Source organism: Acinetobacter sp. LCT-H3 (assembly GCF_001866125.1).
Lineage (GTDB): Bacteria > Pseudomonadota > Gammaproteobacteria > Pseudomonadales > Moraxellaceae > Acinetobacter > Acinetobacter schindleri.
Map to the genome: position 1 here is coordinate 1 of NZ_MODX01000034.1, position 22,095 is coordinate 22,095.

The window sequence follows — 22,095 nt, forward strand, 5'->3', positions numbered from 1 at the left end:
ATTTATGAAAGAGGTCTATTGCAGAATAAGCCTTTAGAAATAGGTTTGTGCAACGAAACCCATTCAAACTCGTGGCTTCCAAAATTTGCCTCACATGACAGAAGCAAAAAATTCAGATGGTAGGTGTTCATCTAAAAATGGAAACATTTTTGTCGTCATTCTTGCTACCTATTCGCTACCTTTTTATTTTAATTAAAAAAACCCCTTACGATTAATGCACGCAAGAGGTTGATTTATATGGTGGGCCCAGACGTTACCATACTCAATTTTAAGTATATGTTTCATATATATTTATTATTATTGAATGGAATATGATACAAACTCGGATACATAAATTATTTATGTTATTTTTTTGTAATTATTTTCATTTAATTTGCTCGCAAACCGAATTGCATTTTTTCAGGCTAGTTAATTGAATAACATTTACATTAGACTTCTTGCGTTAGTCAAAATTTAAACAGCAGCAAGCTATATTTTACAAGGTTTAGCTGATTCAAAAATTAGGTGTAAGCATACTTTTACAAGAGATCTAATGTATAGGATCTTTAAACCAAATCCTCGCTTACAGAAACACTCTCGTCTAAACGATACATTTCATCATCTATAATAGCTACTTTTGTAAACTCCCCCCAAAAATCTACAGTTGATGCATCTTATGACTCGACTTCCCATCGGCTTTGTTGCACAAAGATNCATAACTATATGATTTTAAAAGTTTTGATTGTTTTTTGATCCAAAATTAAATTTATTTAAATCAGATGCTTACATATTTATGCAACAAAGCCCTTCCCATCTAGAACCGTCATATAAAACAACCACTCTGCCCTCGTATTTAATCACGTGTATATCACCGACTTTGTGCTGTCCCATCCCAAATAAACGTAAGCCCCACTGTAATATAGCCTGTTGTTCAGATTCAGAAAGACTAAAAAATACCAGATGCCGCAATTTCCTCAGCTCTCATTAACTTTTCTATTTCAAAATTCATATTTACCACCATTGTTAAAATTTACTTAAGACTTAATGATCTCTTTCACAGTGATTTTCACATCACCACTTGGCAAAGATAAGGTTGTACTGTCATCTATCGTTAGTCCCATTAATGCTTGACCTAAGGGACTATTAACATGTGTAATACCTTCCTGGAAATTGTTAAGATTATTAGAAATCTTAACATTCATTATTTTTTCAGGATGCCTACTATCCAAATATCTCACCAGATCACCCGCCTCTATTATTTCAATAATATTATCGTTTGATTCATTTTGTGTTTCAAATTCAAGTAAATATTGCTTCTCAATATTAATGCTTGTCGGCCGTGTTATTTGGGTATTAATAGTATCTTGTATATCAACAGCCGGTTTTAATACTCTCAATTTTTCCAACAAAATTTGCATTTGTTCTTGCGAATTTTTAAACCAGTCTGTTGACCAAATCCGATGTATATTCCAACCCAAACTTTCTAGAATTTGTTGGCGTAAACGATCACGATCTCTACTAGATTTTGCAGAATGATAAGTTGCACCATCGCACTCAACTGCTAACAAATATTCTCCTGGATTAGCTGGATTTTTGACAGCAAGATCTAAAAAGTATCCTGCAACACCAAGTTGAGGTTCACATTCATATCCATGCTTCTCAAGCGCTTTAATGACTGCTATTTCAAAGTCACTATCAGGTGCTTTGCCAGTTACTTTTTCTTCATGTAAAAAACCAGTTTCGCAGTATCTTAAGAATGCCTTTAATGCAGTTACACCTTTACTACTTGATTCAGATGATAAAATATCAGATGAATTCATAGATGAAATTACATGCATTCTCTTCTTTGAACGGGTAAACAGTACATTGAGTCGTCTCCAACCTGAACTTTGGTTAATCGGACCAAATCTTTGAAATACTTTACCCCCAACCTGTGACGGCCCATAAGTCATGGATATGACAATAACATCTCTTTCATCACCTTGGACATTTTCAAGATTCTTAACAAATACAGGTTCATGAGATTTCATTTTTTTATCATAAAGATCCTGCAACCTAGAATCTTTTGATAGTCTGAGTTCTAATTGACTTTCGATTTCATCCCGTTGCTGACTATTCATCGCAACTATACCAATTGACTCTTCTTTATCTTGAAGAATTAATTCACATACTTCATCTACAACACTTTGTGCTTCTTTATAGTTTCGCCCTGAATCAAATATGCCAGATGCCTTCTTATATCGGATACCAAGTTCTGGAGAACTTTGGATAGGTGATGGGAACAAAACAAGGTCAGAGTCATAAAAGTATTTATTAGAGAAGGCAATTAATGATTGATGACGCGAGCGATAATGCCAACGTAAACGCCTCTTCTTAAACATTGAGACTGAATCTAAGATACTTTCAGCATCCTCTACTCCAACAAGTTCATCTTCATTTGCATCGTCAAAGTTAACTGATGTGCTGAAAAAGCTTGTAGGTGGTAATTGTTTTGGATCACCGACAATAATTGCACTTTTGCCTCTAGCTAATGCTCCAATCGCATCTTCTGGCAAAATTTGAGATGCTTCATCCATCACAACCAAATCAAAATCAAAAAGTCCTGGCTTTAAGTACTGAGCAACAGACATAGGACTCATCATGAAACATGGTTTTAATGCCTGAATTGATTTAGGTGCTCTTTCTAGCAAAGACCGAATTGGAATATGTCTTGTTTTTTTTGAAACCTCTTTTGCAATTAATGAATATTCTGTTAAATCAGATACTTTACCATAAGCAATCCCTAGAGGAACATCGACTGATGAGGCATTACAAGCAATCTGCTTTCTTTGTAATACTAGTAATTCATTATCATAATTCTGAAAATTACTAACCATAGTCGATAATTCTATACCGTTATATTTTTGAATCAGTGTATCTGTATTAATAATATGCTTTGCTAAAGAACTATATAAAGATAGTTGCACCACGTCAGCAACTGAATACCTCTCTAATTCGGCATTTTCCAACTTTTTAATAATGCATCTTAAACCAGAATTTTCAGCTTTATTCTTAATAGTATGGTAATTACTCCATGTAAATAACCAATCTTCATTCTCTAAAGCTAAATTATTTCTTTTTATCGTTTCAATAAAAGAATTTTTAAGCTGATTGGTCCAATTTGCTTCAACATTAGAATGCTCTTCAAATTGTTTTCTTCTTATTCCTTCATTTTTGAAATGATGAGAGATTTCATCTAAAGATTTTTTTAATCTTTGATAACTTTCCTTATCTGATATCTTAGATAGTTTCTCTCTTAAAATTCCGAATGAATCAGAAATTATATTTAAAAGCTTAAGAGTCTTTTGAGCGCGATTTAATTCAGCAACATTAATTTCCCCTTTTAAATCATCAAAGTTCCATTCTTTAGACAATTGAGGATAATTTTTTCTAATTTCATTAAATCGAGTTACTTTTACTACATTAGCATCAAATAAAATTAATTCATTTTCAATACGAGCTAATGAAGATTCTTTATCAATAATAAAGGGCCCAAGTTTTAATTTTAATTCTTTAAGAGAAATTAATGTACGAGAAATCTCACTTTCATCATCAATAATTTCGTGGACGTTTCTCAAATGACTAATTTTACTTGCATATAAAGTAGAAAAGCCCTGCAGTAAATTCAATAAATCTTTAATCTTAGGTGCAACTTTACGATCATATTCTTCAATGATAGATTTTACTAAGTGACTCTCTAATCTTAATATAGCAGAACCTATCTTCACCTTCTCATCAAAACCAATACCATATTCATGGCGAACGCCTTTGTACCAATCACGCAATGTTTTAATATCATTTAATGGCGTATTAACTCCATCATACATATGATTTAATATTTTATATTTATCATTCAATTTATTTGCAGAATCAATATCTTTCTTAAAATCTATTAATTTAGAAAAATTATTTTGTATTTCAATAAGTGGAGTACCTTCATTTTTACTGATACCTAATATAAATTTTCGAGCGCTCCACCAACGCATCGTAAAATATTTAAAAAATCCACCTATACATATATTTTTGTAATTTATCTCTAAGTCTTCCACACTAGGCAAGATCTCTAATTTGTACAGTCTTTGACAATCTTGATAGTTTTGATGCAACTGTTTAAATATTGGTTCAAAATCAACTATAAACTGATCAATACTAGATTCATCAAATATTTCATTTCTATGTTTTAGAAGATCAAATGGCAACCCTTTTAAATGTCCTACCAGTATCTCCATAGCTTTAAAATTTTCTTCTGAATATCCAAACACCTTCTTAAGTTCAGAAGGTATATTCTTTTCAATTAGTTCAATATCAGGCTTTAAATCCAACAAAGCAGTCTTAATTTTTTCTAGTTGGTGTATCGCTTGATCTATATCTTCTAAAGTGATACTTTTATCAAATGCTTTGCTTTCATTTATCAAATTCCTAATGATTTCAACTTCACGAGAATTTGACTCTCCAAGATATTCTTTGTTAATTACCGCAACAATTACTCTGTAGTTTTTATTAATTTCATCATACAAATTAATGTATTCAGATAGCAAACTAATATTATCGATTTGATTATTAATTAAATGATAAGATATTTCCTCATCAAAATTTGGTAATTCTTTTGCATTATTAGTTACTCTTTCAACTAATTCTAAATTCACATCATCACTAAAAAAAAGCTCAGAAAATAAACGTTGTATTACTGTTAATTCATAGTTCCACTCTTTAAGAAAGTTCACAATTTCTGCTTTTTCAGAATCAATTAAGTTTACCTTATTAACCCCAAACCAATAGTGTTTATAGATCTCCTTATCAGGACATTGATCCCGAGTTTGTATAAATGAATTTTCTAACAATTTCCCCCAATCAATATAGCTTTGGATATCATCCTGATTTAATGTAGTCAAATTTAAATTATCGATTAATACATCTTCAGGATTTATATCCAATAAATTCTTGAAGTAAGTTGCTTTTGTTAAAATTTCATGTGCTGTATATTTCGTCTCTCCCCACTCTTTATTAATTCTTTTTACATATTGATTTAAATAATTTTTACTTAACTCAAGTTTGTTTTTTGTGATTTGTATTTCATGTATTTTAGCATAGTGCCCCAATTGCTTATATTGTTCATTTAAGTCATGTAATATTTTTAACTTATTAGACTTATGACTATGTAATTCTAAACAGAATCCACCTAATCCAGCTTTATCTAGTCTATCTTTTACTACATTTAATGCAGCCATTTTTTCAGCAACAAAAAGTACTTTCTTGCCATCATTGATTGCTGCAGCAATTAAATTTGTAATTGTTTGAGATTTACCAGATCCTGGAGGACCTTCAATAACTAAGTTTTCCCCCTTTACGGCATCGATTAAAGCACTATGTTGAGAACTATCAGCATCGTAAATGATTGGGAATTTTTCATGGATATCTTCTATATCATCAATTTCATATTCAGAGTCGAAACTATGAGACTGACTTTCTTTGGCTACCTTACTAAATAATTGTTTAATAACTGGATGATCTTCTATTGAATACCCTTTAGGCCAATTCGTAGGATCAAGATCCTGATACATTGCTTGCTTAGAAAAATTTAGCAAGCACATACAGACCTTGCGTTTAATACTCCAACCTACTTCATGAGACAAAATATTTTTTTCAATTAAGTCAAAATAATCTTCTGGCGTACTTTCTTCATCCAATAAAGGCAATTCTAAGCCAAATTCATTTTTTAACTTTTCATGTAATGTGACGTTACTTAATAATCCTTCATCTGACATAGATAATTCAAAATTATCATAGCCCCCATGTTTTGTTTTTGGCTTTTTTTCAATTTTTACAGGTAGAGTGAAAAGTGGAGCTAACCGTTTCAGATTTGAATCTTTACTTTCAGTCCATTCTAAAAAACCAATCGCAATATATAAAACATTCGAACCTGTTTCATTTATGAATGATTCGGCTTGTTGTCTAATATATTTAACTCGAGTTTCTAAGTCCTTTGGATAAAGTAAACTCTGTAAAACATGTGTATTTTCAGGTTTTGATGAATTACTAGTATAATCGTGACTCAATTCAAAACTAATCTCATAACCTAAATGCTTTGCCCAAGATTCAACACTTGGTCCGTGATCTTTAATACCACTACCATTCTTTTCCTCCACCCCATAGTAGCTCTTGAGCTCTGCATCTAATGGTTTAGGAATTGGTAGTAGATCTATTATTTTTCTGTCATTTAATGCTTTGAATATAGAGTTTGGTGTAGTTTCAATGAACTGAAGGCACTTACCACGTGGAAACTTATAATTTAACAGCGAATTTCTTGAACTTAAATCCAATAGTCTCTTACGAATCGACTCCAATGAATCATATGCAAATGTTGCTGTACCCTCGGTCATTTAGTCTAAAAACCTCTAAAATTCAAAAAAATATTTTTACATTGCTCTTTATGATAATAATTTAGCATTTTTTTAATAGTTGATAAACCTGTATAGCTAAATGATCATTTCACTCTACGCTGGCGTTTGTCTCGGTAATCCCCCCTAAAAATAAAAGGATCTAAAAGTAGAATTTTCTCTTAAGATACGAGCAGGAGATTTTGCGATTTTCCCCTGTAATCCTTTCCTTGTCTAACTTTCCGCATCGCATTACCCTTGCGATTCGTATGCGACACATGCGATATCTAGCCGTTCATGTCGCATACTCCGCATTGGAATCGCACACCCTTTGCAACATGGATAACCTTGTGCCATGGGGGTTTCAGCCATAAATCGAAAAATCGCAACTATTTCAGCAATGCCGGATTTAATTCGATGTAAGTGGAGCGGTTAATTGTCACCAGACGCACATAATTAAACTCGATCAACTCATTTAAACATGGGTCAAATTCCTTTGCTTTTCTTATTTGAAGTGGTGCGCCTTTCATTGCTACCGTTCTTTGCAATCGGTTGGTTTTTTCCTTTTTGCATTTTGTTAAAAGGTACTTAATCAGCTTCTCAGAATCGCTTTCATCAGCTATTTCAATATCTGAATATCGGAACCACTCAGACAAAGAATGTCTAATAACAGCACAAGCTGCCTGCATGATTTCAGAATCAATTTCAGACTTCTTTTCAAAGTAAGCCAGGACAGCACCTAAACGTCTGGCAAGCTCATTTGCACGACTGGCAAAAGGCTGCATAAATTCAAATTGTTTTCCGCTACCCTGCAAAATTTCACACTCATTGTAAAACTCAAGCTCCAGTAACTCAGCCTCACCTGATAACTGCATGACTGGAAAGTACGGAACTTCTCCCGATTCATTCAAAAGAACCGGTAGCTCATCTTTTAAAATATCTCTACAACGATTCCAAAATTTAGTTAATCGGGGGTCATTGTGTGAATTTTTTAGCTTTTGTCTAAATTCAACTGTATGCGTCCGCTGCCCAGCAATGCTTTCTGGAGCGCTTAAAATGAATCTAGGCAAAAAGCCCTGTCCTCTTAGTGTCGGATCGTTTAAAGCTCCAGCCAGTACAGCACGTTGCCCAAGCAGGTTGAAAGTTAGGCGAACATCATAGGCCGCTCCGTTGTCATCAGATGAAGCGCGGTTTCTCTGACAATAGCCATAATCAAATATTTTGATAAATGCACCTAACGCGCTTTTGGCCGTGTCACCCTTCATTGTGTGACCATCAAAGAACTGCCCAGCCTCATCGCTACTCAATGAAGCATTTTTCACAATTCCTTTAATATAAAACTTGGTCAAGGTTTCAATAGTAATGTCAGAAAAAATACTGGTCGGATCGGTTGGTCTTGGATTATTTAAAGCCCACTGCGCGAACTCTTTAGATTCAACTGTTTTTGATTTAGCGTTCCAATCCTCTAAATTTTTTCTGTATTCATTATACTGCTGTCGCTCATGCTCTCTAATAGGCAATTCAACCAACTTTTGACATGATGATTTACGTCCACCGCTACCGCCTTCCGTTAAAAAGAATAAGGAGGCTGGCATACCCTCCATGTTGGTTTCTTTGGGTGCATTAACCTTACCTTGTGCTAAAAATGAAATACTGGCTAAAACACATTGAGCAGCCATTGCAATTGGAACTTGCACATATTCAGCGGTTGCAAGAATTGCATTCCTCACGACTTCCGGTAGCTCATTAATCGGATAAGGTTTTGACTGAATCAAAGTATCATTTCTTAAACTCACTGGAGCTTGCCAGCTATCCAAATTTTCAGCCTTCCGATCCGCTGGCATCTCCTCAACTTGAGGCTGTGCGATTGGATCAGATTCAAGTGATTTTAAAATCCGCTCTCTTTCCTTGTAGAAAAAGCGTTTAATAAGATTGGAACTTAAATTTTTTAAATCATCATCCGCCTGAATAAATAAATGTGCATTATTGACTGGAGTTTTTTCGCCCACCAGCATTTTAAGTATTGTTTCAGGCATACCATTGTTTATAATCTGATATGCTGTATCAATATCTTTATGAAGCACAATGGCCTCTCCAGCCTTAGCAAGTTTCACAAATAAATCTATATTGTCTGTACCTAGAACATACGGCATATATTTATTATTTGTGTTGCTTGCGAATACTCCAGCCTTACCAATAGAAAATGATATTTTTTTAGAATCAATCTCTTTACATGGTGTCTGGCTAATATCGTACTTTTTAGCAATACCTCTGATTCCATACCCTATAACTTCAGTTAATTCATTAGGATTAACCAGGGGGAGTGCTTCACATTCTTCACAGTTATAATCCGGCAATTTAGAGTAAATATAGCTCTCAGGCTTAACTTTAAAATGCTGCTCATCAATGCAGCCTTTTATAAAATCTTCAATCGAATGATATTCGGTTGTATTGCCTGTCACCGGATCGGTGCTTGCTGCAAATGGTGCGTTAAAAATGATTTTTGCATTCATTTTTCACCCTCCAGCTCAGAATCTGAAGGATTTAAACTCAAAACCCAATTTTTTATTTCATTTTCACGATAAAAAATTCTAGCTTGTTTTTTATCTCCAAATTTTATTGGATTCGGGAATGAAGAATCTTTTTGCTGCAAGTTATATAACGTATTTCTACTGATTTTTAAAATACGACAAACATCTTTAATCTTCAAAAGCATTTGTGAGCTCCATTAACAATGCAAGAGCCATCATGATTTTTCTTGAAGTTATAAGCCCTTAGGTTTTTTTACTATTTTTATAAAAAACCCTAAGAGATTGAAATATATTATTTTATTTTTAATATTTCTTTAACTTTAGCCTTTGCTGCATCATCATTTAGTACATCTAAGTCGGTGTAAAAAATTTGAATTAATTTAGAAATTATATTTATATTGTATGGTCTCTTATCTGGGGAAATCTCTGCCTTTCCATCAATATCCCACATGCTTTTAATAAAGAATGTTCTATGCGATGTATTATCAACTCGTGGAGATTTCATATTTAATATTTCTGTTTCTATTTTCTTGTAAAAAAAATCAAGTAGATCACTATCCACAAATTCAATATAATCAATTAATTTATTATATATTTTTTCACTTAGTAAAATATCATTATATTTTCTTAAAAACTTATATTCTGGTATTTTTATATTATCTTCCATACCACTTAAAGGAGAAATATAATTATTATTTTTCATATACTCCAAAAAATCTTCAATATCTTTATTATCATATTTTTTTGCATATTCTTTTAGTTCATGAAATCTTACATCTATCATTTCCATATCTATAACAGCAATTATTTTTTCTTCTCTCAAATAATTCAAAATCTTATTAACATAGCTTGAACTTAAATAAAAAACTGTTGTCTTAGTTTTCGATAGAGGCGATGCATTTAATAAATTTGTCATTTTATTTTTTGCTGACTCAAGTTTATTGAGCCAATTTTTCAATTCAGTGCCACTATATACCAAACCACTATCTAGTTTTTCCTTATATTTTATTGAGAAATAATATTTTTTAGAAAAAAGAATTAAATCACTTAGCTTTAACTCACACTCCAATATTTTTTTAAAAGACTTATCCTCCAACAATAAATAAATTTTCTCAACATGGAAATCCTTTTCCTCATTACTAAGGTAAGTTTTAAATTTTAGATTATTACTTATAAATTTAATTTTAATAAATTTATTATTAATTTTGCTATATTCTTTTAGAAATATAGCTACTTCCTCTTTGTCTTCTTGTGTAACTCTTTCCATTTAATTATCTCAAATTGAAATTCTGCGTTACTGATTTATAAACCAGTATAAAACTTCTCAATCAACTGACGTGTCTTGACCATCAAGTGAGTGAAGACGTTATCCCGCTCAAACAGCTTAACCTTATAGTTAGGCAAGTCTTTCAACTCTTCTTTACGTGGTAGGCGTTTGGTGAACTCATAATGCTCCAGAACCTGCTTCATGGCTTCTGGTTTCAGGTTTTCTTCTTTACAAAGATGCTGATAGGCCTGTTCTTTTTCAGCATCCCAGAATTCAGAAAAAGCTGTTTGGACGCTTTGGCCGTTGATCATCTTCGGCATGTTTTCTTCAATGAATTTTTGAATGAGGTCTTGCTTATCGTGCAAGCTAATATCGCTACTGATTAAATCGTAAATTTGCGCTTGGTACTTCTTACGCTTGTCCTCTGAGTCTGTATCAACAACAAGCTGTAGCAGGTTGATAATATACCCCACATTAATGCGATCACTATGCAGTAAATCCAGTTGAAAATCGACATCATCCAATACCGATACTTTGTCTTTCTTGGTGGTCTTTCTTACGGCACGGCATAGGTCAGCATACTTAGAGGCGAAGTTTGCAAAGTGCTGCTTATCAAGTTGTGTTTGGTCTTGATCGTATTCAATAAAAGTTTGTAATTGCGCGTTATAGCGCATCACTTCACGGAAAGCTTTAATAAATTCGAGTTGCTGTTCTTCAGTCATAAGATCATCGACTGATTGGTAATTGGGCGTTAAGGCAAACAATTTGCTCACCGCTGCTTGGTAATCCTGTTCAATTTCCGCATAGCTGGGAACAAGTACAATCTTGGTCGTTTCTTTATTGGAAAATAGTGCCAGTGCTTCATCTGTTGCACGTTTTAGGTTGCGGAAACAGATGATATTGCCAAATGGTTTTTTATCATTGTAGACACGATTGGTACGAGAGAATGCCTGAATTAAGCCATGATATTTTAGGTTTTTATCGACATACAAGGTATTTAGCGGCTTAGAGTCAAAGCCCGTGAGGAACATATTGACCACGATTAGAATATCAATCTGTCTGTTTTTTACGCGCTGTGCGATATCGCGGTAGTACGCATAAAATTGATCACCTGAGTTGTAGTTAGTTTTAAACTGTCGATTGTAATTCGCAATGTAGCGATCCAGCTTATCCCGACTGGATGAATTGACTTGAGTTGGAATATCTGCGGCTTCTTCATGAATCAAGCCAGTTAAGTCATCAGTCGGTACAGCCTCATTTGCCGCATAGGAAAAGATGGTGGCAATAGTCAACGGTTTAAATATCCGACCTTGTGCTTCATCTTCAATTTGCTTTTCAGCCTGCACCTTTTCAAAAAGGTCGTAATATTGGGTCAATGTTTCGACCGAACTGACAGAGAACATTGCGGTAAATTCACGATTACGAGTTTTGGTATCGTGAATATTGACAATGTAGCGGGCAATCATTTCAAGGCGTTGCGGATTGTCATACAGTTCTTTGGTATCGATGCCTTCTACATCTTCCTCATAACTTTCATTCGTCGCCATGCCTTTGGCGGTGTATTTGCCACGATAATCAATCTGGAACTGCAAGACGTTACGGTCACGGATGGCATCGACAATCACGTATTTATGCAAACACTCATTAAACAGGTAATCTGTGGTGAGTTTTAAACCTGCTTTGCTTTGGCTGTTCTTTTCAAAAATAGGCGTACCGGTAAAACCAAACATTTGTGCATTGCTGAAGAATTTTTTGATGTTCTGATGGGTCTCACCAAATTGACTGCGATGACATTCATCAAAAATGAATACGACTTTTTTATTTTTAAGATAATCAATCGATTCTAAATAACGCTCGGTACTAATGGCCCGATTGAGTTTTTGGATGGTGGTCACAATCAGTTTGTCGTGGCGTTGATCCAGCTGTTTCACCAAGGTCGATGTGTTATCGGTGCTGTCCACGCTATCTGCTTTAAAAGCATTAAACTCACGTGAGGTTTGTGTGTCGAGGTCGTTACGATCCACCACAAACAAGACCTTTTCTACATCGCGCATTTGCATGATGATCTGACTGGCTTTAAATGAAGTCAGGGTTTTACCTGAACCTGTAGTGTGCCAGATATAGCCGTTCTGATCGGAGTTTTGTACATGCTCCACAATTTTCTGTACTGCATAAATCTGATAGGGACGCAACACCATCAGGCTTTTGGTGGTTTCTAGCAGCACCATGTACTGGGTCAGCATTTGAGTTAGATGCTGTTGATTGAAAAATGCGTCGGCAAAGTCGACAATTTCATTGATGTGTTTGTTATGGACATCCGCCCATGGAAAGGCAAACTCGATGCCTGTTGTACCGTTTGAGTAATAACGGGTATTTGCGCCATTACTAATGACAAAAAGCTGAATAAAACTAAATTGCCCTTGCCCTGCCCAATAGGCTTCACGAATATAGCGTTGCGTTTGATTAAAGGCTTCGGCGATTTCCATGCCGCGTTTTTTTAGCTCGATCTGTACCAGTGGCAGACCATTCACAAGTAAGGTCACATCAAAACGGCTGGTTCTGCCATTATAGTCACGGTGGTCGATGGTGATTTGATTAGTGACCTGATAAATATTTTTGCTAGGATCATCAGACAGGAAAAAAATATGTTTGCTGGTGCCATCATCAAATTTGACCGGGAAAAGATCACGCAGATTCTTGGCCCGTTCAAATACCGTTCCGGTATTCAAAAAACTAATGACCTGTTTCCATTCAGTTTCAGACAGTGGTGCTAGTCCATTGGCACGTTCGACTTGGGTTTTTAGGTTTGACAGTAGTTGGCTTTCATCCTTGAGCGTCACTGAGGCATAACCCAATTGCTGTAGCTGGCCGATCAGTTCATTTTCAAGTTGATATTCGCTTTGTACTGTCATTCCCTTTGCCCTCTAAAATCTTAAATTATTCACTTTAATGTTTGTTTAATTAAACTCAGGATATATTCTATATTTTCACTATCCTTAACTTTCACAGCAAAATAATTCCCATCAACCACATCCTTAAAAAAATTTCTAGGATCATCGATTAATTTTTTTCTTTGCTCACTAATATCAAAGCGTATGAAATCTTTAAAAAAATGTGCATATAAAAGATTGGAATTCTTACATTTAAAGGCAATATAGTTTTTTCGAATATTCATTTCTATGTCAGGTGCTAGATTTAAAATCGAATCCCTGAATTGCTCATATAGCTCTTTGATGTCATCGGACTTATCCACCAAGTGATAGGCTTCATCATATTGCTGGATCTCTTTGGCAATCTTTTGAATATCTTCAGACTCAACATTTTGCACTTGCTTGATTGAAGGCGCTGATTTGGCTTTCTGCAATGGATTGACTGAAACAATTCCCCCCTGATAGCGTTTGATTTCCCACAGCTCAATGCCTAAATCTTTAAAGTTAGTGGACTGCTTTTGAAAGTCGGTAAAGCTGGGGGAAACGAAGATGATTCTGCTTTGTGACCAATCCACATCCTGACGTTTAAGCTGTTTGCTCTGGCTCTCATTGTACTCAACGATAAAATCTGCCTTATAGTCGAGCATCAGATTCAGATAAGAAACGCCTTGGTCAATCACGCTATAATTGCGTTCACGCTTGTATTCGATAATTACAAAGGCCTGACTTTCGGGATCGAAAGCCAATGTATCAATACGGTTGTTTTTAATGGTGAATTCAGACTTGATGAATTCCAGACCTGTAAAACTGTAAAGATTGTTTTCAAACAGACTTTGAATTTCTCTTTCCAAACGAAAAGGATCTTCTGTAAGTTCTACTAATGACTGGGCTTGAGTTTGATATAATTGCATTTATACACCTTATAAAGATCTGGCTTTATTTTAAATTTTTTATTTCCACTCAAGCTCTACTTGATTTAAAATTTTATGAATAAAAACAATAAACTGTGTTGCTTCTTCCAAATCAAATTTTGAAAATTCCCAACGCACTCCCCAGAATTCATTATCCTTACCTTCATGCCATTCTTTAGAAAATTGATGTGGGCTTTTTTTAAGAGATTGCTTCACTTTTTTAAGAATCTCTTGAGTTGGATTTTGAATATACATAACAACCGAATAGCTCATGGGGTCTTTATCAATATGAAGATTTAAAACTGACTCTGACCATTCTTTCCAATTATTGCCTACAAAACGAAATGCCGGTGTACGATTCCATGTATGTCTTCTTACATAGGGCTCGTATTTTTCACCAAGAGCTGTTTGTAATTCATTATTAATATGATCAATAATTTCTTGATAAACATTTTCCCTTAATTCTACAAGTTGTTGAATTTGCTGCATGTGATCAACTACAAAATTTAAACTTTCCATATTGGTTCCCAATAAGTCTACAAAACTATCTAAGTGCAACAAGAAATCGCGAGCAAAAACGCCCCATTTATTTAAAGGGTTCTTAAAAATATCATGAGCTAGTGCTATTCGTATTTCTGAGGTCAAATCGTTATAAGCTAATCCAAGCCAATGATTCGCATAGCATTCACCATCAGGGCATAGCACAAGGGTGACTAGTTGTTTTTCAGTAGAATATTCTTCTTTTTTACATGACTGGTTAATCTCTTTTAATCTTTTTTTCCCCCAAGAGACATAGTCTGGAAATGGGTTATTTTGATGATGATGAACTTTCACCTCAACAACGACCAAAGCGGTATCAGTTTCAAACCATAAATCGATACGATTCCCTTTATCCGTTGTTTGTTGTGTCGATAACTCTAGAAACTGACCGAAATCAAAATCTGCATATTCTTCAGTCGCATTTAAACTAGTAACAAACCCATTATAGAAGCCTGCTCCCAATCCATGTTTTTCATTTGGATTGAGAAAAAAAGCCAAAAGTTCTGTTATTGGGTTTTCATGATGGTTTTTTAATGCTGTATCAAAAATCGTCATTTCTCGTTCAGGAATTTTATATTTTTGGGCTTTAAGCAAAAGATTTTCATATTTTTGAATAAGTTGATCTTCTAAATCTCTCATTCTTATTTCCCCTATACATTACATAATAAAAAAGCCAGACTCCAAAGAGAATCTGGCAAAAGACTTAAACAAACATCTGCTGCAACAAGCCTTTTTTCCAAGTTTTAGCCTGTTCAATTTGCTGTGCCACGACTTCAATTTTTTGGTCAATCGCTGATAAGAAATTAGCGATTTTGGTTTGCTCTTCTAGGCAAGGCATACTCAAATCAAATGATCTAATAGATTGAAAATTTAGTCCTTCACGTCCGCTACCAGTTTGATAAGATTCAATCAAATCTTGTCCATTTTTAGAAGAAAGAAAAGCTTGAATAAATTTAGGTTCATCATTTGGAGTTCTAATTATACAAACATGCTGATTAACATTGCCTTCGGTGAAATTTTTCGGTACAACGCAACTACGCCCAATAGATGCTCCTGTTATGTTTAGTAAAATGTCATTTGCAATAACTTTACTACCAGCCATTTTTTGATGAGTATTTTCAGGGATAAATACAACATCCTCCAAAAGCAGTTGATCATTATTCACATTTTGGCTTCTTATAAAAATTATACCGCTATCAACATAAGCTTCAGCACCACCCCTAGGTGTACTTCCACTTCCTACTTTTGAAGCAATCTCCCCAAGTTTTTTATCCTCCCACTCCCCAAACTCACTGCCATCATCCGCTTTAAAACGAAACTGCTGACTAAACAGCTTTTGCATCATGCCTTGTTTATATTGGCTCAGTAGCTCATGTTTTTGTGTCAGTTGGTTGATCTTTTCATCCACGGCAGAAAGAAAAGACGCAATTTTGGTTTGTTCTGGTTTTGATGGTGGAAAATGAAAATCAATTGAGCGAATAGCTTGAAAATTTAGCCCTTCTCTACCACCACCAGCCTGCTTAGACTGAATTGCATTTTGCCCATTTTCAGAACTTAAAAATGATTGAACAAAAATAGGATCATCATTTGGTGTACGAATAATGCAGACGTGCTGATTTACATTACCTTCAGTAAAATCGTTTGGAACAACGCAACTACGACCAATAGAGGCACCAGTGATATTGAGCAAAATATCATTTGCTATGACTTTGCTTCCTGACATTTTTAAATGAGTTTCTTCAGGGATATAAGCGACATCATCTAAAAGAAGTTGGTCATTATTAACATTTTGGCTTCTAATAAATATAATGCCATGATCAGTATATGCCTCTGCACCACCTTTCGGAGTACTGCCACTACCAACCTTCGATGCAATATTTCCAATTTTCTTATTTGACCAATTGCCATCAAACTCTTTAAACCTTAACTTTGGCGTAGCCATTACTTCACCTCCGCAAATGGTGAAACAATGCCTAGCTCTTTGCAGAAATCCGCAATGATGGCATCGGTCTTTTGGCTGTCTTGTTCCAAAGCTTGAAGCTGTTTTGCAATCACATCTAAATCAATCTCGGCTTCCGCTTCAAAGGTATCCACATAACGTGGAATATTCAGGTTGTAATCGTTATCTTTGACTTCTTGCAAAGTCGCCACATGCGCATATTTTTCAATATTTTCACGCTTTTCAAATGCCGCAACAATCTTATACAAATGCTCAGGCAATAACTTGTTTTGGTTCTTCTGCTTTTCAAAATCATTGCTGGCATCAATAAACAGAATATTGCTGCTATTCTCACGGTTTTTCTTCAGCACCAAAATACAGGTCGGAATAGACGTGCCATAGAATATATTGGCGGGTAGACCAATAATCGCATCCACCACGTTCATCTGTTCAATCAAATACTGACGAATCACGCCCTCACTCGAACCACGGAACAAGACGCCATGCGGCAATACCACCGCCATGGTGCCGTTGTCATCCAGTTGATACAGCATGTGCTGTACAAACGCCATATCGGCTTTAGAACTTGGCGCCAGTTTGCCATACGCAGCAAAGCGTTCATCTTGTAAAAATAACGGATCGGCAGACCATTTTGCAGAGAATGGCGGATTCGCCACCACCGCATCAAACTTTTTATCTAAATGCTGCGGACGGGTTAAAGTATTTTCCTGCTTGATGTCGAACTTGGCAAAATGCACATCATGCAGAATCATGTTCATGCGTGCCAAGTTGTAAGTAGTACGGTTCATTTCCTGACCGTAAATCATATCGACATCTTTGACTTCACGTTTTACCCGTAGTAACAATGAACCCGAACCACAGGTCGGGTCATAGACTGAACGTAAACGGTCTTTGCCTTGGGTGACAATCTTCGCCAGTAAAGTCGATACTGTTTGCGGGGTATAGAATTCACCCGCTTTTTTGCCCGCACCTGAGGCAAATTCGCCAATCAGGTATTCGTAAGCATCCCCCAGTACATCGGCTTCGGTATTACTAATATCAAAATCAATGTCATCTAAATGACTGAGGACTTTCGCCACCAGTGCATTACGGTCACTGGCATTATTGCCGAGCTTGGTCGAGTTTAGATCTAAATCTTCAAACAGGTTGGCAAAGTCATCGGCAGAGTCGGTGCCTAAAGTGCTTTGTTCAATCGATTTTAAGGTCGCAGTTAAATCATCCAAAATGAATTCGCCCTGACGACCACGCTCGGCTAAGGTATGGAATAGCTGTTTTGGTGTGAGCGCATAACCGACTTCGGCAATGGCATTCTTTTTGATTTCTTCGATGTACGGCACATGCTCAGCATTATTTTCATCTAATTCTAAAAAGCTGACTTCTTCGCCATCCAGCAATTCATTAGCAAAATTAACCGACTTTTCTGATAAATATTTAAAGAAAATAAAACCCAGTATGTAATCACGGAATTCATCGGCGCCCATGGTGCCACGCAAAGTATTGGCAATATTCCAAAGTTGTTTTTGTAATTGTTGCAGTTGTACGTGGGTCATTGTTATGCATGTCCGATGAAATGAATAAAACATGACTAGTGTACCGAAAATTAAAGTTTTTTCAGCAAAATTGGAAATAGAAAGACAAAATTTGTCGCACTAAATGCATATCAACAATATTGATATATAAGGTTTTATTTGGATTTTAAAAGATTAACAGGTTCAAGTATCATAATTTAAATTAAGTCTTATATCAAAATTGCAGATGCTTAGAAAAATATTTATAAGTAAAATAAATAACAAGGCGGTTTGTTAAAGTTGGTCATATTCAGCATCAATATACGCATTAATTAATGTCCAATCTTCAGTTTTTGAAATTTCACGTGGAAGCTCTGCTTCAAAGGATTCATAAAAATATCTACGCATACAATACTCAGTATAAGAATCCGCATAGGTTTCATAACGCGCGATTATTGTTAAGTCCATCACAGGCATTTGTGCTTGATCCCATCGTTGTCTTTTCCGACTGAAAAAGAATAGTTTCCCGAAGGTATATAAACGTCCCGCCTGCTGTCGATTGCCTCTGAATACTGCATAAACTTTAAAATAATTCTGCCATGCAAGAAGATCATTGAACGCCTTAGTCTGATCTTTTTGGGAAATCACTCGATTGAGAATTTGGGTTAATTCTTTTTTTTGTTTCTCTATTTCAGTTTTCTTAAATCTCCACGTCCATGAGAAATTCTTATTATTTTTACGGTAAAACTTAGTCTGATGTTCAGCATACTTTTTATGGCTTAACCGTACTAATTCAGCCTCACATTTCCCAAAATCTAAGCATAGATAAGGTTTATTCAATATGAAATTAAATTGTTCATTGTCTTTATAGTATTGACGGATAAAAGTTAATTCTTGCCCGACTGTAATTTTGTCCCAGATGACAGGTTCAAGTTCAGCAATTTTATCTTTTGATGTATATGCTGAACTAGTTGTTGAAGTCACTTTGCCTATGGTTTCTTTGCTGTGACGATGGCTATTAGGGGTTTTGATCAACAAGATAAATAACCACTCATCTTTATAAAGAATGTCTTGAACAATGAGATCAGCGACAGGTAATCCTTGTTTTAGTCGATATGTTCTTTGCCGACTGGTTAAATTTAATGAATAGCGTTCGGTTAATTTATGAATAATTTTTTCAATATCAATTTTACCTAACTCAGTTTGCACTATAAATTTGCAGTAAAAATATGATCCTCTTGTGACCTTATCTTGAATTTTTTGTGCGGTGTATTTTGTGTGGGGGCTGTAATCAATCATTTTATGTCATCCAACTATGCACTTTTCATGTCAATCAACAATCCACTTAAATCCAAATTTCTTCATCCATTTTTGAATTGTTCATCAACAATAATTTTCTCTACATTTCCCATTTTGCTGAGCGCGTCAGCCATCAGCATTAATCAAATTGCGCTAGCACTGTCACCTCACGTTGTAAGGTGACAATAAAGTAGTTCCTAGTGCGCATTACGAACCTTGATCAGCAAATCTTATACTTGTTTAAATAATATATCAATAATATTGATATATTAAATTAACTTTGATAATATGGCTGCATATCAATCGAATTGTGGATTGACCATCCATTCCAACTTTCTTTTTTTGAAGTGGTTTGAATGGCTGACCACCATTCAAAAACTTTGATACATATTGCCCTGAATATAAGACTAACCATCTTCATATTGCCGATGTAGCGGACTGCTGGGGAAACCTCGCTCGGTACGTTGCAACGGGGGCTAGAGGATTGCAATATCCTTTTTCTATCCGTTCATTCACTTTTTAAGAGTTCCAAGCAAATAAAAAGTGGTTGGGCGACAAGGAAACGGGAGCCTATAAGCGATTTATCGTGAAATGGTCATTTGGTTAGTAATAGCCAAGTTAGGTGTGAAATTATGAAAATAGTGGAACATTGAAACCCTGTTCAAAGTGATACAGTCAGGAGCAGCATAGGATGTGCGATAGTCTCCGTTAATAGCTGAATGTGTATGCTTGATCGAACAAGTTTTTTACTTGGAAAAGTATGCTCATTTCCAATCACGATGGCTGCTGAGAGTGCCGCAAGGTACTAGGGCTTTGAGGCTAACGCTGGAAAAGCTGGCACCATTTTGCGCAAGCTGAATGGGTCGCTGGATAGCTTAAACGTGTAACGGCATTAATCGATAGATGCTGATTGGAGTGTAAGAGTTTTACCCTTTACAAAGTTGTGTATACATCATATCCCGATATTTTTAAGGAACTACGGTCGGGGGAAACAGGAAGTATGTATACAGGCGAGAGGATAAACGGTCTGCACATTAAGACACTTTGAAATAACTTGGGAAGCACTGAATAAAAAGGCTTAAATTGGTTAAAAGTCTGTTGTATTTTTTTCAGTGTGGGAGCGATGGTGAGTAGCGCATATAAAGCAAGTATTTACTTGCGGAAATTATGATACAAATCTTCATAGTAAGATTCGTATTAAATGAGATAGCTAGCTTAAAGCGAATCCTAAAACATTTCGATTTTTTCAGTCGGGATGCTCATTGCGAAAACTTGAGTCGGCACATGCGTGAGCATGTTGGACAATATGTAGAAAAGAAAGGTTAATGGAACACTGGTCGTGTTTCTCAGTCGGGGATTGGTCTCTCTGACTAGGCCGAGATTGGTACAGTGTAAGTATTCTGAAGTTTGGTCACTGATGAAAATAAACTTATACGGGTTTGCCTGAAACTTAAATCAGGATAATGCTACACCAGCATGAAAAAAATCGTGGCTTGTTCTTCCAGATTAGACAAGCATAAAACTATTGCCTAGCAGTAGAAATATGAAATGGAATATGGCCTAAGTCGGCATGAAAAAATTGAACCGCCAGTACAGGCGTAATCATCTGCTCAACAAAGAGCGTTAACAAATGCATTAGGCTCGATCCCTTAGGGACGAGCCTTGTCTTATTATATTAAGACTATTTCGATTAAATTCTTTTATCTAACATCAACAACATAGAATTATTATGTAAATCTTCTAAGTCCTGATCCCACATCCCAGTTGTCTGAAGTTGGTTTTTAATCATCAAGTAATCTCTATTTGCATGTAAAGTAGATGTTAAAAAAGCTGAGTATGCTTTATCGGCCTGACAAGACTGTAATAGGGTTGATATTGAATCTCTTGTATCATCAATATCTGCTAGGTTAGCTACTATTTTAGATAATTGTCGATTAACTTCATTACACGCTAAAAATCTTGGCAATACCAAACGATCATCATCATTTAAAAAAAGCTTTTTGATGGTAATATTTCCCTTTTCATCTTTACCATAAAGCCTGAAAGCCTCCTGAGAGAGATGATCTTTTGGCACGTCTACGTACGGATTTACAATTGGTTCAGCAATTACATCCAGAGTCCATTTTTTTCGATTACAACGTCCGCAAGATGGTAATAAATTATCCCAATTAATAACATCATCAGGATAAGTATCCTTATCTTTAAAATGCTCCACCTGCATATATGAATCTTCAATTTGTAGTTCACATTCACAATATGCACATTTATTAGCACTACTTCTTAAAAGTGTTTTTCCAATTTCTTCATGTTTCCAAACAGTTAGTTTAGGGTTCGCTTTAAAATTTGCAGTCAGTTCAGTAACTTTTTCTTCAGTTAGAAATGCTGGTTTAGGTTCACGTTGGAGTTTAATCATGGATTAATCTCCAAGACTATCTAACTGTATTTTAAAAACTGGTTTTAATGGATAGTTAGGATGAAGCATTCTCTCCAGCTCATTAAATGCAAGCTGAGCTTTTTGTTTGTTTTTCGATTCCAATGCTTCATCAAATCGTTTTTTTACTTCATTGTATTTCTGGGTCCGTAGATCAGTCATCCCCATTACATCTTCAAGAATTTCTTCAATCGTCCATCCTTGATAACCATATTCCGAGGTTGGTAATTCTCGTCTTACTACTTCGTTATTTCTTCTCTCAAGTGCAATAACTTCATCCTTAAGCGCAGTTTGTACTACATGATGAACCGTACCGGGTTTGT

The 22,095-nt window shown here is 35.3% G+C and carries 11 protein-coding genes and 1 pseudogene; all 12 read right to left on the reverse strand.

Annotation, left to right across the window (positions count from 1 at the left end; all coding sequences use genetic code 11):
• Nucleotides 1-1,013 precede the first annotated feature (1,013 nt).
• The gene (locus BK820_RS13335; protein ID WP_071321195.1) at nucleotides 1,014-6,398 is read right to left on the reverse strand and encodes a PDDEXK-like endonuclease domain-containing protein; all 5,385 of its coding nucleotides are present in this window, start codon (nucleotides 6,396-6,398) and stop codon (nucleotides 1,014-1,016) included.
• Nucleotides 6,399-6,784: 386 nt separating this feature from the next.
• On the reverse strand, nucleotides 6,785-8,908 hold the full coding sequence (locus tag BK820_RS13340; RefSeq protein WP_071321196.1) for a DUF3987 domain-containing protein: 2,124 nt from the start codon (nucleotides 8,906-8,908) through the stop codon (nucleotides 6,785-6,787).
• Entirely contained in the window at nucleotides 8,905-9,111 is a 207-nt protein-coding gene (locus BK820_RS13345) for a helix-turn-helix transcriptional regulator (protein WP_071321197.1), read from the reverse strand. The genes BK820_RS13340 and BK820_RS13345 overlap by 4 nt, the downstream gene beginning before the upstream one ends.
• Nucleotides 9,112-9,218: 107 nt before the next feature.
• A complete protein-coding gene (locus BK820_RS13350; protein ID WP_071321198.1) occupies nucleotides 9,219-10,193 on the reverse strand; it encodes a hypothetical protein in 975 nt (324 codons plus the stop codon).
• A gap of 35 nt (nucleotides 10,194-10,228) precedes the next feature.
• Nucleotides 10,229-13,105 carry a type I restriction endonuclease subunit R gene (locus BK820_RS13355; protein WP_071321199.1) on the reverse strand — a complete coding sequence of 959 codons (2,877 nt, stop codon included), beginning with the start codon at nucleotides 13,103-13,105 and terminating at the stop codon, nucleotides 10,229-10,231.
• Between the two features lie 29 nt (nucleotides 13,106-13,134).
• Entirely contained in the window at nucleotides 13,135-14,034 is a 900-nt protein-coding gene (locus BK820_RS13360; protein ID WP_071321200.1) for a DUF5655 domain-containing protein, read from the reverse strand.
• Nucleotides 14,035-14,073: 39 nt separating this feature from the next.
• Nucleotides 14,074-15,213 (reverse strand): PD-(D/E)XK nuclease family protein, encoded by a 1,140-nt coding sequence (locus BK820_RS13365; RefSeq protein ID WP_071321201.1) that lies wholly within the window; start codon nucleotides 15,211-15,213, stop codon nucleotides 14,074-14,076.
• 64 nt (nucleotides 15,214-15,277) lie between these two features.
• Nucleotides 15,278-16,516 carry a restriction endonuclease subunit S gene (locus BK820_RS13370; protein ID WP_071321202.1) on the reverse strand — a complete coding sequence of 413 codons (1,239 nt, stop codon included), beginning with the start codon at nucleotides 16,514-16,516 and terminating at the stop codon, nucleotides 15,278-15,280.
• Nucleotides 16,516-18,084: a type I restriction-modification system subunit M gene (locus BK820_RS13375; protein WP_071321203.1), complete on the reverse strand. Its 1,569-nt coding sequence runs from the start codon at nucleotides 18,082-18,084 to the stop codon at nucleotides 16,516-16,518. Before BK820_RS13375 ends, BK820_RS13370 begins: the two co-directional genes overlap by 1 nt.
• Before the next feature lie 252 nt (nucleotides 18,085-18,336).
• Nucleotides 18,337-19,341, reverse strand: coding sequence for a hypothetical protein (locus BK820_RS13380; RefSeq protein ID WP_071321204.1), 1,005 nt, complete (start codon nucleotides 19,339-19,341; stop codon nucleotides 18,337-18,339).
• A gap of 1,690 nt (nucleotides 19,342-21,031) precedes the next feature.
• Nucleotides 21,032-21,754, reverse strand: coding sequence for an HNH endonuclease family protein (locus tag BK820_RS13385; RefSeq protein WP_071321205.1), 723 nt, complete (start codon nucleotides 21,752-21,754; stop codon nucleotides 21,032-21,034).
• Nucleotides 21,755-21,757: 3 nt separating this feature from the next.
• A pseudogene (locus BK820_RS13390) lies at nucleotides 21,758-22,095 on the reverse strand (AAA family ATPase); the annotation flags it as partial.